General features: G+C 68.2%; 13 protein-coding genes. 6 read left to right on the top strand and 7 right to left on the bottom strand.

Annotated elements, in window-relative coordinates:
* The first annotated feature begins 137 nt into the window (after positions 1-137).
* From FB473_RS12405 to FB473_RS12420, 4 genes are all read left to right on the top strand, one after another.
* Positions 138-1,769: an ABC transporter substrate-binding protein gene (locus FB473_RS12405; protein WP_167168197.1), complete on the top strand. Its 1,632-nt coding sequence runs from the start codon at positions 138-140 to the stop codon at positions 1,767-1,769.
* 90 nt (positions 1,770-1,859) lie between these two features.
* A complete protein-coding gene (locus FB473_RS12410) occupies positions 1,860-2,807 on the top strand; it encodes an ABC transporter permease (protein ID WP_167168201.1) in 948 nt (315 codons plus the stop codon).
* 28 nt (positions 2,808-2,835) lie between these two features.
* Positions 2,836-3,771, top strand: coding sequence for an ABC transporter permease (locus FB473_RS12415; protein ID WP_167168204.1), 936 nt, complete (start codon positions 2,836-2,838; stop codon positions 3,769-3,771).
* Positions 3,772-3,773: 2 nt separating this feature from the next.
* Positions 3,774-5,597 (top strand): dipeptide ABC transporter ATP-binding protein, encoded by a 1,824-nt coding sequence (locus tag FB473_RS12420; protein ID WP_167168206.1) that lies wholly within the window; start codon positions 3,774-3,776, stop codon positions 5,595-5,597.
* An 81-nt stretch (positions 5,598-5,678) separates the two neighbouring features.
* On the opposite strand, the gene pflA is transcribed toward FB473_RS12420, so the two are convergent.
* The 7 genes from pflA to FB473_RS12455 all read right to left on the bottom strand — a co-directional run bounded on the left by pflA (position 5,679) and on the right by FB473_RS12455 (position 12,739).
* Positions 5,679-6,530 (bottom strand): pyruvate formate-lyase-activating protein, encoded by an 852-nt coding sequence (gene pflA / locus FB473_RS12425; RefSeq protein WP_376837233.1) that lies wholly within the window; start codon positions 6,528-6,530, stop codon positions 5,679-5,681.
* Between the two features lies 1 nt (position 6,531).
* Positions 6,532-8,802 carry a formate C-acetyltransferase gene (gene pflB, locus FB473_RS12430; protein WP_167168209.1) on the bottom strand — a complete coding sequence of 757 codons (2,271 nt, stop codon included), beginning with the start codon at positions 8,800-8,802 and terminating at the stop codon, positions 6,532-6,534.
* A gap of 221 nt (positions 8,803-9,023) precedes the next feature.
* The gene (locus tag FB473_RS18615) at positions 9,024-9,203 is read right to left on the bottom strand and encodes a FitA-like ribbon-helix-helix domain-containing protein (RefSeq protein ID WP_424945227.1); all 180 of its coding nucleotides are present in this window, start codon (positions 9,201-9,203) and stop codon (positions 9,024-9,026) included.
* Between the two features lie 57 nt (positions 9,204-9,260).
* Positions 9,261-10,490: a M20/M25/M40 family metallo-hydrolase gene (locus FB473_RS12440; RefSeq protein WP_167168212.1), complete on the bottom strand. Its 1,230-nt coding sequence runs from the start codon at positions 10,488-10,490 to the stop codon at positions 9,261-9,263.
* 310 nt (positions 10,491-10,800) lie between these two features.
* Positions 10,801-11,259: a GNAT family N-acetyltransferase gene (locus FB473_RS12445; protein ID WP_167168215.1), complete on the bottom strand. Its 459-nt coding sequence runs from the start codon at positions 11,257-11,259 to the stop codon at positions 10,801-10,803.
* Between the two features lie 16 nt (positions 11,260-11,275).
* Entirely contained in the window at positions 11,276-11,854 is a 579-nt protein-coding gene (locus FB473_RS12450) for a TetR/AcrR family transcriptional regulator (protein WP_167168218.1), read from the bottom strand.
* A gap of 66 nt (positions 11,855-11,920) precedes the next feature.
* A complete protein-coding gene (locus FB473_RS12455; RefSeq protein ID WP_167168221.1) occupies positions 11,921-12,739 on the bottom strand; it encodes an alpha/beta fold hydrolase in 819 nt (272 codons plus the stop codon).
* A gap of 129 nt (positions 12,740-12,868) precedes the next feature.
* On the opposite strand from FB473_RS12455, the gene FB473_RS12460 reads away from it, so the two are divergent.
* Both FB473_RS12460 and FB473_RS12465 read left to right on the top strand, forming a co-directional pair.
* Positions 12,869-13,561: a HEAT repeat domain-containing protein gene (locus FB473_RS12460; RefSeq protein WP_167168225.1), complete on the top strand. Its 693-nt coding sequence runs from the start codon at positions 12,869-12,871 to the stop codon at positions 13,559-13,561.
* Complete coding sequence (locus FB473_RS12465) at positions 13,548-14,555, top strand: MerR family transcriptional regulator (protein ID WP_167168228.1); 1,008 nt, start codon at positions 13,548-13,550, stop codon at positions 14,553-14,555. The genes FB473_RS12460 and FB473_RS12465 overlap by 14 nt, the downstream gene beginning before the upstream one ends.
* Positions 14,556-14,580: the final 25 nt, after the last annotated feature.

Raw genomic sequence — 14,580 nt, forward strand, 5'->3', positions numbered from 1 at the left:
GTTAGGTGATCCTTTTCTCGCGCATCAGGAAGCGCCGAGAACTCGATTGCACCGTTGACGCACTGGCACCTAACCTCCTTCCAGACGACGCGTCCCAGAGCACCATTCCGATAAAGAAACGAAGACCGAGGACGAGCATGAGCCGATCCAGAAGGCGGCGCCTGGCACTGCTGGCGCTGAGCACCACCACCGCGATCTCCCTGACAGCGCTCACCGGCTGCGCGAGTGGGACCACGGACAACGAGGGCCAGGCCTCCGCGTCCCCGACGGCCGGGGGCAACCTGACGTACGCCATTTCCAGCGACGCGCACTGCGTCGACCCCCAGCAGGTCGGCAACAACGACGCGATCGCCTCCGCTCGCCAGACGGTGGCCTCGCTCACCGCCCAGGACCCCGACACCGGCGAGATCGTCCCGTGGCTGGCCGCCTACGAGCAGAACGCGGACGCCACCGAGTTCACGTTCACGCTCGAGGACGGCCCCACCTACGCCGACGGCACTGCCATCGACGCGGCTTCGGTCAAGACGAACTTCGAACACATCCAGGAACTCGGAGCCGCCGGCAAGGCCACACTCGGCGGCACCTACCTCAAGGACGTCTCGGCGATCGAGACCCCCGACGAGCGAACCGTCGTGGTGAAGTTCAGCCAGTCGAACGCGCAGTTCCTGCAGGCCACGTCGACGTTCTCCCTCGGGCTGCTCTCGCCTGCGAGCGCCGAGATCTCGCCCGAAGAGCGTTGCACGGGCGACTTCGTGGGCTCCGGCCCGTTCAGCGTCGAGTCGTACACGTTCGACTCGGAGATCGTCCTCAAGAAGGTTCCCGGTTACGACTGGGGGCCCTCCACCAACGACCACACCGGTGAGGCATACCTCGACACGATCACCGTCAAGGTCATACCCGAGTCGGGCAACCGCACCGGCTCGCTCCAGTCGGGCCAGATCGACGCGACCGCGGGCATCTCGTCGACCGACCTCCCGCTCTTCGACGGCAACGGCTTCACCAACATCACGCGGTCGAACCCCGGGGTCGTCTACAACCTGTACCCGAACGAGTCGTCGCCGAAGCTCAGCGACAAGCGCGTCCGCCAGGCACTGTCGAAGGCGATCAACCGTCAGGAGCTCGTCGACACGGTGCTCGGCGCCAACGACAAACCGGCGACGGGCGTGCTCGCCTCCACCACGCCGTACTACACCGACTTCAGCGACCTGCTGACCTACGACCCGGACGGCGCGGAGGCCCTGCTCGACGAGGCCGGATGGACTCTCGGTGCCGACGGCATCCGGGAGAAGGACGGGACCAAGCTGTCGTTCGTCGTGACCTATTGGCAGCCGCCCAAGGAACTCCTCGAGCTCGTCCAGCAGCAGTGGCGCGAGATCGGTGTCGACCTGCAGCTCAAGTACACCTCGATCGCCGAGGCCACGGAGGTCAACGACGCCAGTGGGGAACACACTTACGAGCTCTTCTACGGCAACCTCACCAGGGCCGATCCCGACATCATCCGCTCCGTGCTCGCCGCCGACGGACCCGGCAACTACAACCAGCGCGAGACGAGCGAGGTCGACGAGTGGCTCGCCGAAGCGGCGTCGGTCACCGACCAGGGCGCTCGTCAGGAGGCTGTCGACAAGGCCCAGGAGTTGCTCCTCAGCGACGCGCACTCGATCCCGACCCATGAGCTCTCGACGACCATCTCGGCGAGCGAGAAGGTACACGACCTGAAGTTCGAGGCGTCCTCACGACTCGACTTCTACGACGCCTGGATCGAGCAGTAGCACCGCCGCCGCGCCTCGGGGAGACCCGGGGCGCGGCGAACCCGTCCGCAACGAACCGACAACTTACGAACCGGAAGTGGAGGCGAGTGCATGTTCCGCTACATCGCGACTCGTATCGGCCAGGGAGTCTTCGTGCTCTGGGCGGCGTACACGGTGACCTTCCTCATTCTCTTCCTCCTTCCCGGCGACGCCGCACAGGTGATGGCCGGCGGCCTGGATTCCGAGACGAGCGCCGAACAGATCGAGGCGCTGCGGCACGAATTCGGCCTCGACCGCCCCCTCTACGTGCAGTACGTGGTCGCGCTCGGCAAGGCCGTCACGCTGGACTTCGGTGACTCCTTCCGTGACGGTCGCCCGGCCGTCGAACTCGTGGGTTCGGTTCTGCCCGAGACGCTGAGACTCGCCGCCCTCGCCCTGCCGATCGCGATCGTGTTCGGTGTCGCGCTCGCGCTCGGCAGTGTCTTCAGCCGGCGCCGCTGGGTACGCCGGTTCATCTCCTCACTGCCCGCCCTCGGTGTTGCCGTGCCGACGTTCTGGGTAGGCCTGATGCTGCTTCAGCTGTTCTCCTTCCGTCTGAGGGCCTTCCCGGCGCTCGGCAACGAGGGATTCGCCTCGCTCGTGCTGCCTGCGGTGACGCTTGCGATCCCCACCGGGGCGATCATCGCGCAGCTGCTCTCGAAGAGCCTGCGGCAGACACTCGGCGAGCCCTACATCCAGATAGTCCGTTCCAAAGGTGCCGGACGCTGGCGGGTCAACTTCGGTCACGCCCTGCGCAACGCGACGCTGCCCACGCTGACGATGCTCGGAATCCTCGTCGGGAACCTGCTCGCGGGTGCGACGGTGAGCGAGACCGTGTTCTCGCGCGTCGGCATCGGACGGCTCACCGTCACGGCGGTGAACGACCGGGACATCCCGCTCGTGCAGGTGCTCGTGCTCTTCGTCGCGGCAGTCTTCGTGGTCGTGAACCTCGTCGTCGATCTCTTGTATCCGCTCGTCGACCCGCGCATCCGGGTGTCGGCCGGCCGTGAGCCAAAGTGAACGTGACCATCGCGATTGGAGCGGTTTCATGACCGACACCCTCAACGGAGTTCTGCCCGAGGCTCCCGCCTCGACCCCCCAGGCCACCGGGCACGCCCGGCTCCTGGGTGATCGTCCCCACGGGCCGGAAGAGTTCAAGGAGGGTCGCTGGAGGGCGGTCGGACGCCACGCGTTGCATCACCCCGGCGTCGTCCTCGCCTGGCTGGTGCTGTTGCTGGTGATCTCGTGGGCGCTCTTCCCAAGCTTCTTCACGAGCTGGAGTGGCATCGACGGCGTCCCGGCCGACAAGCTCCAACCGCCGAGTCTCGATCACTGGTTCGGCACTGATCAACTCGGACGCGACCTCTACGCACGCCTGGTCTACGGGGCGGCCCAGTCGCTGGCGGCGACCGGCGGCGCGGTGCTGGTGGGGCTCGTGCTCGGGGCGTTCTTCGGGCTCCTGGCGGGGTTCCTGCGCGGCTGGGTGGACGACCTGATCATGCGGATGGTCGACGTGTTGCTCTCGATCCCGTCACTGCTGCTCTCGCTCGCACTGATCACCGCGCTGGGGTTCGGCACGGTGAACGTCGCCATCGCCGTCGGGCTCGCGTCGGTGGCGAGCTTCGCGAGGATCATGCGCGCCGAGGTGCTACGGGTGAGCAACGCCGAATACGTCGAGGCCGCCCGAGCGTCCGGCGTGAGCTGGGTCGGCGTCCTCGCACGTCACGTACTGCCGAATGCGACGGGCCCGGTGATCGCGTTGTCGGCACTCGAGTTCGGGCAGGCCGTGCTCGCGATCTCGGCGCTGAGCTTTCTCGGCTTCGGCGCCCCGCCGCCCGCCCCTGAATGGGGTTCGCTTGTCGCCGGTGGCCGCGATTTCATCGCCACCGCCTGGTGGCTCGTCACGTTTCCCGGGCTCGTCATCGCGCTCACCGTGCTCGCGGCGAACTACATCTCCCGAAGCCTCGAGCGAGGAGCAGACTGACCATGGCGGAGTTCACCGACAAGGCGGCGCCCACTGCGGCAAGAGACGCCGAGCCCGAGCCCCTGCTGCGGGTCGAGGGCCTCGATGTCGAGTACTCGATCGCAGGCGGACGACGACACGTGACCGCCGTGCAGGATGCGTCCTTCACCGTCCACGAGGGTGAGGTGGTCGCGATCGTGGGAGAGTCGGGTTCGGGCAAGACCACGGTCGCCCACACGATCATCAACCTCCTGGCCCCCAACGCACGGGTCGCGCGAGGCGCCGTGCGGTTCGACGGTTCCGACCTGGCCGACCTGACGCCCGAGGAATGGGAGGGCGTACGAGGCCGGTTCATCTCGCTCATCCCGCAGGATCCGACCGTCTCCCTCGACCCGCTGCAGACCGTGGGCAAACAGGTCGCGGAAGTTCTGCGCATCCACCGCATCGCCGACCGTGTGGCCGCCCATGAGCAGGCCGTGAAGCTTCTGGCAGCGGCGGGCGTCGAACCGGCCGAATCGCGTGCGAGACAGTATCCACACGAGTTCTCGGGAGGGATGCGCCAGCGCGTGCTGATCGCCGCCGCGCTCGCCGCCAACCCCAAGCTCGTGATCGCCGACGAGCCGACGAGCGCCCTCGACGTCACCGTGCAGCGGCAGATCCTCGACGACATCGCCGAACGCACACGCGCGCTCGGCACGGCCGTGCTCCTCATCACCCACGATCTCGGGGTCGCCGCGGACCGCGCCGATCGCATCCTGGTCATGCAGCGTGGCAACATCGTGGAACGCGGAACGGCTCGGCAGGTGCTCACCAGCCCACGCCATCCGTACACGAAAGGCCTGATCGCCGCCGCACCGAGCCTCGGAGCGGTCCCGGAGATCGTCAGCGCTGCCTCGGCGATCGTCACCGGCGCGCGTACCGGGAGGCCCGGGCCCGCCGCAAACACCCACGCCGAGCGTGTCGTCGCGGTGCGGGCCGCCATCGACGCCTCGAAAACCGGCCTCGACCCCGCGAACGGAGCGCCGGGCACCCCTCTTCTCTCGGTGCGCGACCTGGTCAAGGAGTTCCCCATACCCGCAGGCCAGGTAGCAGGCCATGGCCAGGGACGACGCCGCCGTTTCCGCGCGGTCGACGGCGTGGGGTTCGAACTCCACCGTGGCGAGACACTCGCGCTCGTCGGCGAGTCCGGGTCGGGCAAGAGCACGACCGCACGGCTCGCACTGCGCCTCGAAAAGCCCGACAGCGGGGCGATCGTCTTCGACGGCACCGACATCACCGGCCTTCACGATCGTGCGCTCAAGCCGCTCCGGCGCCGCTTCCAGCTCGTCTACCAGAGCCCGTACGCCTCGCTGAACCCGCGCTTCACGCTCGAGGAGATCGTCGCCGAGCCATTACGTGCCTTCCGCGTCGGGAACCGGTCCGAGCGACGCGATCGGGCGGCCGAGTTGCTCGAGCGGGTCGGGTTGCCGGGCAGTCTGTCTCACAGGCGGCCCGCGGAGCTGTCCGGGGGGCAGCGACAGCGCGTCGCCATCGCACGCGCGCTCGCGCTGAGCCCCGACGTCGTCGTGCTCGACGAGGCGGTGTCGGCGCTCGACGTCTCGGTGCAGAGCCAGATCCTCGAACTGCTGGCCGAGATCCAGCGCGCGTACGGGCTCGCGTATCTCTTCATCTCGCACGATCTCGCCGTCGTCGAACGGATCAGCGACCGAGTGCTCGTGCTGAAGTCGGGACGGATCGTCGAGACCGGCGCGACCCTCGATGTGCTCCGGCATCCCCAGGAGGAGTACACGAAGGAGCTTGTCGACGCCATTCCCGGCAAGCGCGTCTCCGAATGGCTCACCGTCTGATCCCGCAGGTGATCCCGTCGCGCCGAGGGCCTCACGGTGCTCCGGGAGCGCGCAACCCGCCTGAGCCGCGCCCGGCCGTCCTCAGTACGTGGTGAGACCGCGGGAGCGGAAGATGGCCCGGGTGTGCTCCACGAGTTCGCCGGAGGGCACCGGGGTGTCCTGCAGGGCATAGTGCAGACCGAGTTCGGCCCATTTGGACCTGCCGAGCTGGTGGAAGGGCAGCACCTCGACGCGGCTCACCATGTCGAGCCCGGCGGCGTAGTCGGCGATCGGCTCGATGGTCGCCGGGTCGTCGGTGAGGCCGGGCACCAGGACGAACCGGATCCAGATCTCGATCCCGGCGGCGGACAGGCGGCGCCCGAAGTCGAGGGTGGGAGCCAGCGCCCGTCCGGTGACCCTGCGGTAGGTGTCCTCGTCCCCGGCCTTCACGTCGAGCAGCACCAGGTCGACGTCGGCCAGCATGGCCTCGTCCGCATTGCGCCCGAGGAAACCGGAGGTGTCGAGCGCGGTGTGGATGCCCATGGCCGCGGCGCCGCGCAGCACCCGCCGGGCGAAGGCCGGCTGGGCCAGCACCTCGCCGCCCGACAGCGTGATGCCCCCGTCGGTGGCGGTGAACACCCCGCGGTAGCGACGGATCCGTGCGAGCAGGTCGTCGGCCCGCACCGGCAGCCCTCGGGCGGCAGACATGGTGTCGGGGTTGTGACAGTACAGGCACCGCAACGGGCAGCCCGCGAGAAAGGTCGTCATGCGGGTGCCCGGGCCGTCGACGGCGGTCACCAACTCCCAGGAATGCACCATGCCGATCTCACCGGTATGCCGGGCGAGCAGCGCCTCTGTGCGCGTCAACTCGCCGGCAACCGGGACCCCGCCCAGCCGGACCTCGGGGGAGGCGGGGTCAGCCCGGTTCGGTCGGACGGGTAGCGCGACGCTCACGTCAGACGGACTCGTGGAAGGTTCGCGAGAGTACGTCGAGTTGTTGCTCCCGGGTGAGCTTGACGAAGTTCACCGCGTACCCGGAGACCCGGATGGTGAGCTGCGGGTAGTTCTCCGGGTGCTCCATGGCATCGAGCAGGGTCTGGCGGTTCAGCACGTTGATGTTGGCGTGGTAGAGCCCCTCCCCCATACCGGCGTCGAGGATGCCGACCAGGTTGGTGATCCGCTCCTCGCCGGTCCGCCCCAGTGCCGGTGGGGTGATCGTGTTGGTCAGCGAGATGCCGTCCAGCGCGTCGTCGTAGTCGAGCTTGCCGACGCTCATCATGGACGCCAGCATGCCGTGGGTGTCGCGACCGTTCTCCGGGTTCGCACCGGGTGCGAACGGCGTGCCCGCCTCGTGGCCGCAGGGGAACGCCCCGGTCGCCTTGCCGTAGACCACGTTCGAGGTGATGGTCAGCACCGACTGGGTCGGGACAGCGTCGCGGTACAGCTTGATCGACCGGATCTTGTCCATGACGGTGCTCACGACCAGTCGCGCGATCTCGTCGGCGCGGTCGTCGTCGTTGCCGTAGAGGGGGAACTCCCCGGTGGTCTCGTACTCGACGACCAGCCCACTGGCGTCGCGAACCGGCGTGACCTGGGCGTACTTGATCGCGGACAGCGAGTCGGCCACGATCGACAGGCCCGCGATGCCGCAACCCATCGTCCGGACGATCTCGTCGTCGTGAAGGGCCATCTCCACGGCCTCGTACGCGTACTTGTCGTGGCAGTAGTGGATGATGTTGAGGGCCTCGACGTAGGTCTCGACGGCCCAGGTCAGCATCCGGTCGTATGCCGCCCACACGGTGTCGAAGTCGAGCGGGCCGTCACCGGTGACCGGCTCGAAGCCCTGGGCGATCTGCTTGCCGCTCATCTCGTCGCGGCCGCCGTTGATCGCGTACAGCAGGGTCTTGGCGGCGTTGAGCCGGGCGCCGAAGAACTGCATCTGCTTGCCGACCGCCATCGGGGACACGCAGCAGGCGATCGCGGTGTCGTCGCCCCAGTGGCTGCGGATCTCCGCGTCCGACTCGTACTGGATCGCCGAGGTCTCGATCGAGATCTGGGCGCAGAACTCCTTGTAACCGGCAGGCAGGCCGGCGTCCCAGTAGATCGTGATGTTGGGCTCGGGTGCTGGGCCGAGGTTGCGCAGGGTCTGGAGCAGCCTGAAGGACGTCTTGGTGACCAGGGTGCGCCCGTCGTCGGCGAAACCGCCGTCCGACCAGGTGGCCCAGTAGGGGTCGCCGGAGAAGATCTGGTCGTAGTCGACGGTGCGCAGGAAGCGGACGATACGCAGCTTGGTCACCAGCGCATCGACGACCTCCTGGGCCTCGGACTCGGTGATCAGCCCGGCGGCGAGGTCGCGCTCGGCGTAGACGTCGAAGAAACCCGACAGCCGCCCGATGCTCATCGCGGCGCCGTCCTGACTCTTCACGGACGCGAGGTAGGCGAAGTAGGTCCACTGCACTGCCTCGACGAAGTCGGCGGCCGGGCGCGACAGGTCGTAGCCGTACTGCTCGCCCAGGTTCTTCAGCTTGCCGAGCGCCTTGATCTGCTCGGCGTGCTCCTCCCGGTAGCGTGCCCAGTTCTCGCTGAACGGCTGGTCGACGACCGCGTCCATCTCGCGGCGCTTGTCGGCGATCAGCCGGTCGACGCCGTAGAGCGCCACCCGGCGGTAGTCACCGATGATGCGACCGCGGCCGTAGGCATCGGGCAAACCGGTGACGACGTGCGCACTGCGCGCCGCGCGGATGCGCGGGGTGTAGATGTCGAAGACCGCCTCGTTGTGGGTCTTGCGGTACTTGGTGTAGATCTCCTTGACCCGGGCATCGGGTTCCATCCCGGCCTCACGGGTCGCGGTCTCGACCATCCGCCAGCCACCCGCCGGCATCATGGGACGCTTCAGCGGCACGTCGGTCTGCAGGCCGACGACGACGTCGTCCGCCTCGCAGATGTAGCCGGGGTCGAAGGCGTCCACATCGGCCGGGATGTGGGTCTCGACGTCGTAGACCCGGCGCTCGCGCTCAACCGACAGGTAGTCACGCTGAAGGGTCTGCCAGACCTCCAGGGTCTTGTCGGTCGGCCCGGCCAGGAACGACGCGTCCCCGTCGTACGGGGTGAAGTTTCGCAGAATGAAGTCCCGGACATCTATCCGATCCACCCAGGCACCCGGCTCGAAGCCCTCCCAGGGGTCCTCACGGCCAAGCGAGACGCGGTCTGTGACCTCAGCGGTCATGCTCTCTCCTTCGTGGGTACGTCACGACTTCCGCGGCGCGATCCTATCGGGACGCTGCCCACGTTCCCGACCACGTGCGCCGCGCTGGACATGGCGAGCAGGCCCCACTCGATGTGAAGTTCGAACTTGAGGTTAGGCTAACCTAAATAAACGACCTCATCCAATCGCGCGGTCAGGGCGTGAGACGCCGGGTCGCGACCGCGAAGCCACGAGAGGCCGCGCTAGCCGCGATCTATCCGTCCGCCGTCGGCAGAGGCCGCCCTGCGGCACGAGCGGCGACAGCCATCTCCGCATATCTCCCGCACCTCCGCCTCGGTGCTGCGTCCATGCTCGGCCGCTTGCACCCGCAAAGCACGGTGCACTTCGTCAGGAACGTTTCGCACTGTCAGAACCGCCATCATCGCCTCCTCGAATCAGCAATGACAGCCTTTTCATCTGATTGCAGTCATGACCGGTCCTCAGCTCACATCCGCGAGGTACCGCGTCGCGACGTCCCACGTCGCGCTCGCGGTGAGTCCCAGGGAAGCGATGTCGATCCTCTCGTCATGTCCGTGGAACAGGCCTCGGAACTCACCGGGCTTCCACACGTCGCTGAACAGGCCGAAGCCGTAGGCGGGCACTCCCCGTCGGCGGAAGAAGCGGGCGTCGGTGCCACCGGTATGCAGGATCGGCAGTATCCCTCCGCCCTGGCCGCGCTCCCGGAACGTGCGATCGATGATGCCGGTCAGCGGGGTCTGTGCCGGTGAGACCGTCGGCTCCCCGAAACGATCACCGACGATCTGCACGTGCTCACGAAGGTCGCCGATGGCCTCGTACAAGAGTTCGTCCACCGTCTGCGGCGCGGTACCGGGAAGCACCCGGATGTCGATCGTGACCTCGGCCTCCCCCGGAATGACGTTCTGCTTCTGCCCGGCCCGAACGACGGTGGGGGCGAAAGTGTCATGTGTCGTGGCGTGGGCCACGCCGGCCTCGTCACCGAGGTCGGGCAGGGCATCGTCGATCCGCAGCGGGTCCAGGAGCGCGTCGCGCAACGAGCCCGCCAGACCCAGCGCGTCCACATAATCGGCCCATTCCGGGCTGATCGTGACCGGACCCCGGTAGGCGCTGATCCGTCGCACGGCCTCGGCGGCGAGCACGATCGCGTTCTGGCTTCCCCAGGGCCTCGAACCGTGCGCCGGGCGCCCGATGACCCGTAGCGTCCTTCCGGCACCACCCTTTTCTCCGACGCCGAGGGTACGGCGCCGCCCCGGCCCCACCGGGACACCGCCGGATTCGGTGAGGACGCTGTCGGCCCGGACGAGATCCCACCGGTTGCTGGTGAGCCAGTCGACCCCCCAGGCGCTCCCGTTCTCCTCGTCAGCCACCCCACCGAACACGAGATCGCCCTTGAGCGGGATGCCCCGTTCGGCCAACTCCCTGGTGACCACGGCGAAGGAAGCGGTGAGACCCAGCATGTCGATCGCGCCGCGGCCCCAGACCCAACCGTCGATGATCTCGCCTCCGAACGGGTCCTGCGTCCAGCCCTCGGCTTCGACGGGAACCACGTCGAGGTGGCCGAAGAGCCCCAACGACGGGGCAGAATTGTCGCTACCCGGAATGCGGGCGATTATCGAGGCCCGGCCCGGGGACGGCTCGACGATCTCGTACGACAGACCGATTCCGGCGAACAGGTCTTCCAGCGTCCGCACGTTCCGGATTTCTTGACCCGATTCTGGTTCTCCGGTATTGACACATGCATTCGCGATCAGCCGCTGCAGCAATTCTGTCGTTTGATCCTGGAGTTCGCGGTGATCGACGGATGGCAGGTCTACAGGCATTTTTAACTCCGAAACAAGACGAGGACGCCCAGATCGGACGCTGCCCGGGAGCCTAACAGCGGGCACGGAGTGCACTCACCATTTTTCCCACGTATCGCTTATCCGGGCGAAATACGGGGCGAGAAACAGAAGAATTGCGACGCCGAGCGGGTCACCGCGTCGTCGAAACCGTGGTCGCTCGCTACGGCTTCCCCGGCGCTGCCCGGTACATCCCCCGATGCGGCATGCCGGCCTCGACGTACTCCTCGCCATAGGGCTCATAGCCGAACCGGGTATAGAGCCCCACGACGTGGGACTGCGCATGGAGCACGGAAGCCTCGTCACCGACGACCTCCAGCGCCGCCTCCATGAGTTCGCGGGCAAGGCCGGCACCGCGGCGATCGGCGCGCACGACCACGCGGCCGATCACCAGGTGCGCGTCGCGGTACTCGGGTCGGGGGTTCTCCAGGACGCGCAGGTAGGCGGCACACCCCCACTCGTCGGTGATCCAGAGATGCCGCGTGCCGGGTTCCAGGTCGCGTCCGTCGAGTTCCACGTCGTCGACCCTCTGCTCCAGCATGAAGACGTCGCTGCGCAATTTGAGGAAGGCGTAGAGCTCACGCGGCGTGAGTTCGACGAATGCCTTGGTGACGACGCTCATGGCTGACAACTGTGCCCTATTCTCGCCCCTGCTCGCCGCCCCACGCGCACAGCACCGTGTCGAGGGCGTCGATGATCCGCTCGAACGTCTCGTCGCGGCTGCGTGGCTGCTTGAAGCCTCCGTGCTGCTCGAGGTCGACGAAACCGTGGATGGCGCTCCGGACGAGCCGCACCCCGTCGGTGAACGCGTCCCCGGTCAGGTCGTAGGCGCGCAGCGCGGCACCGAAGACCTCAAGCAGCGTTCCTGCCCTGGCGAGGCCGGCCTCGTCGTCCGGATCGGGAGCGACCTGCAGCGCGGCGTAGCGTCCCGGGTGCTCGTGCGCCCAGGCGCGAAGCCGGTCAGCGAGCGCCGCGAGCGCGGCGCGGCCGGCCAGCCCGGCGCTCGCCCGCGCCAGCTCGCGAGCGACCTCCGTAGCCGCGAGGTCGGCGATCGCACCGCGCAGGTCGACGACGTCGACGACGTGGCGATAGACACCGGGCGGCGCGATCCCGACCGCCTGGCCGACTCGCGTGATCGTCACCTCGCCGAGGCCGATCTCGTCGCTCAGGTCGGCGGCACGCTCGACGACAGCTGTGCGGGTCAAGCGCTCAGCCATGAATCTCCTCTTCCATCCCGACGCGGCCGGGCCGTCGACGCCATCGTGCCACGAAGGCACCGGCCCTCAACGCCCCCGCTCCGCCGCGGGCACGTTCTGCGCGAGGAACGGGATCACGGCATCGAGCACGAGGCCCGGGCGTTCCGCCTGCGGGTAGTGACCGGCGTCGGGAATCATGCGCACGCTCCCGTCGAGGCGGTTCGCGACCCACCGCGCTTCCGCGGCCGCGTCCTTCCAATCGGGGTCGCGCTCACCCATGACGACGAGGACGTCCGCGCGCACCTGCGGCGTCGCGGCCTCCGCACCCGCGTGGGACGCGGTCGCGGTGCGCTGGAACGCCCTCCATCGTCCCGGCCGCGCGAGCGAGGCCTCGACCGCGGCCTTGTGCTGAGCGAGATCGACAGGATCGGTGACGAACAACTTCGCGAAGTACGATCGCCAGACCGATCTACCCCACGGCCTCGCGAGTGCGAGACGGAACGCGACACGACTGAACGTGCCACCCGCGTCGCGTACGAACGGGCCGATGAGCACCAACCCCGCAACGGCCGAGGGCGACTGGGCGGCCGCGACCACGGCGGCGTCCGCACCCATCGAGTTGCCGACGATGACGGCCGTGTCCGCACCGAGATGCTGAACGACAGCGAGCGCGTCACCCGCGGTCGATGCCCCGTCGTAGGCGTCGAAGTCGGCGGAGCTGTCGCCGTGGCCACGAAGGTCCATGGCCGCGACACGGTATCCGGACGCGACGAGCCCGGGGACGATGTGACGGAACGACGAGCGGAGATCCCCGATGCCGGGGATGCACAGGACGAGCGGGCCTTCGCCGCTGACCTCCACAGCGATGCGGCCGGTGCCGCGACTGACGTACTCGATCTCACTCATGTTATGGATCATAACTTACAGTTATTTTCAGTTTCAAGTGTGTTGGTGGATCAAGCGCTGAACACCTCGAACGCGCCTCTTGACCTTGACACGGTGAGAAGGTTTGGACTGTGACCAAGGAGGGCAACCATGGACACATCATCACAACACCTCGACGACACGGGGCGGGACAACGGCGGCCTGATCGCCGCCCTGTCTGCTCCACAGCCTTCGGTACGCCTGCACGCGGCGATGGCGGCCGGCACGCGTCCCTGTCCCGGCATCGTCCCGCTGCTCGTCGAACGGTGCGGCGTCGAACCGGACTTCTTCGTCCGCGACATGCTCACCTGGGCTCTCACCAGGCAAGCAGCCGACCAGGTCGTCCCACACCTGCTGAGTGAGCTCCGATCACCGAACCCGCGGGCCAGGAGCCAATCGCTGCACACCCTGTCCAAGATCGGGGATCGTGGCTCCTGGGCGGGGATTTCCACGTCCGTGGTGCACGACGCGGACGAGGACGTCGCCCGCAGCGCCTGGCGTGCCGCCGTCGCCCTCGTCCCCGACGACGGCAGGGCCGGCCTCGCCGCACAACTCGCCGAGGAACTCGGCCGGGGCGGCCCGGAGGTCCGCCTGAGCCTGAGCCGAGCCCTGATCGCCCTCGGGGACTCGTCCGCCCCCGCGATGCGCAGGGCACTGACGAGCGACGATCCCGAGATCCAGGCTCATGCGAGGGCGACCGAGTTGCTGCGCGCCGACCCCGACCGCGAGTTCTCCTGGGCCCTCCAAGAGGCCAGGCGCGTCACCATCGTGGGCACTGAGGGCGAGTCCGATGCTGATCGGTGAGGTCTCCCGCCGTTCGGGCGTCAGCTCCCGGATGCTGCGGCACTACGACTCGATGGGTCTGGTCAGCCCGTCGGATCGGACGGCAGCCGGCTATCGCGAGTACTCCGCAGACGACCTGCGACGTCTTCTCGAGGTCGAGAGCCTCCGGTCGCTGGGCCTGTCCCTGCGAGAGATCCACCTCGCGCTCGACGACCCCGGTTTCACCCCGTCGGTCCTGATCACCGACCTGATCGAGCAATCCCGGCAGCGGATGGCCCGCGAGCGGGAGCTGCTCGCGCGTCTTCACCAGATCAAGGCCGCCGAACCCGCCGACTGGGACGGCGTCCTGCACATCGTCCGGCTGCTTCGCGGCCTGGCGTCCGAGGAGGCCACCGATCGCCAGGAAGCCGTCCTCTCCGCGCGGGGACGATTGTCGCCCGGCGCGCTGGCGCGAGCGGTTCTCTCCGAGGCGGAGCCGAACGTCGCCGGGACTCTCCGCTGGGCACTGGCCGAGGCCGGCGCCCAGGCGTTGCCCCCGCTCGCCGCCGGGTTGGAGTCGCCCGATCCGCAGCGACGGCTACGTGCCGTCCTGGCCATCGCCGAGATATCGGACGACGATGCGACCACGCTGCTCCTGCCCGCCCTCGACGATCAGGAGGCCGAGGTGAGCCGGCATGCGGGTCTGGCACTCGGCCGCCGGGGCCGGATCGAGGCGGTACCCGCCCTGGTCGGCATGGTCGTCGAGGGGGTCCGCGACGTGGAAGCGGCCGAAGTGCTGGGCGGCTTGGCCGATCGCTTACGCATGGACGACCGGATCGTCGCGATGCTGACCCGCGGGCTCGACGACGCCGGGACGACCGTACGGCTGCGGATCGTCCAGGCACTCGCGGAGATACCCGGTCACGCAGCCGAACGGGCCCTGACGCGACTCGCCGGCGACCCGGACCGGCGGGTGTCACTCACCGCGCAGTCGATCCAGTCGGCTCGCGGTAAGCGCCTCCCACCGGATGGCTGACAGGCCTCTGCCGACAGCTGCCCTG

The organism is Brooklawnia cerclae (assembly GCF_011758645.1).
Taxonomy (GTDB): Bacteria; Actinomycetota; Actinomycetes; order Propionibacteriales; family Propionibacteriaceae; genus Brooklawnia; species Brooklawnia cerclae.

Excerpts from the sequence above, each read along its gene's own strand:
- FB473_RS12445 (WP_167168215.1), bottom strand. The coding sequence starts at position 11,259 with ATGAGCGTCGTCACCAAGGCATTCGTCGAACTCACGCCGCGTGAGCTC.
- FB473_RS12455 (WP_167168221.1), bottom strand. The coding sequence starts at position 12,739 with ATGAGTGAGATCGAGTACGTCAGTCGCGGCACCGGCCGCATCGCTGTG.
- pflB (WP_167168209.1), bottom strand. The coding sequence starts at position 8,802 with ATGACCGCTGAGGTCACAGACCGCGTCTCGCTTGGCCGTGAGGACCCC.
- FB473_RS12420 (WP_167168206.1), top strand. The coding sequence starts at position 3,774 with ATGGCGGAGTTCACCGACAAGGCGGCGCCCACTGCGGCAAGAGACGCC.
- FB473_RS12415 (WP_167168204.1), top strand. The coding sequence starts at position 2,836 with ATGACCGACACCCTCAACGGAGTTCTGCCCGAGGCTCCCGCCTCGACC.
- FB473_RS12460 (WP_167168225.1), top strand. The coding sequence starts at position 12,869 with ATGGACACATCATCACAACACCTCGACGACACGGGGCGGGACAACGGC.
- FB473_RS12410 (WP_167168201.1), top strand. The coding sequence starts at position 1,860 with ATGTTCCGCTACATCGCGACTCGTATCGGCCAGGGAGTCTTCGTGCTC.
- FB473_RS18615 (WP_424945227.1), bottom strand. The coding sequence starts at position 9,203 with ATGATGGCGGTTCTGACAGTGCGAAACGTTCCTGACGAAGTGCACCGT.
- FB473_RS12450 (WP_167168218.1), bottom strand. The coding sequence starts at position 11,854 with ATGGCTGAGCGCTTGACCCGCACAGCTGTCGTCGAGCGTGCCGCCGAC.
- FB473_RS12405 (WP_167168197.1), top strand. The coding sequence starts at position 138 with ATGAGCCGATCCAGAAGGCGGCGCCTGGCACTGCTGGCGCTGAGCACC.
- FB473_RS12465 (WP_167168228.1), top strand. The coding sequence starts at position 13,548 with ATGCTGATCGGTGAGGTCTCCCGCCGTTCGGGCGTCAGCTCCCGGATG.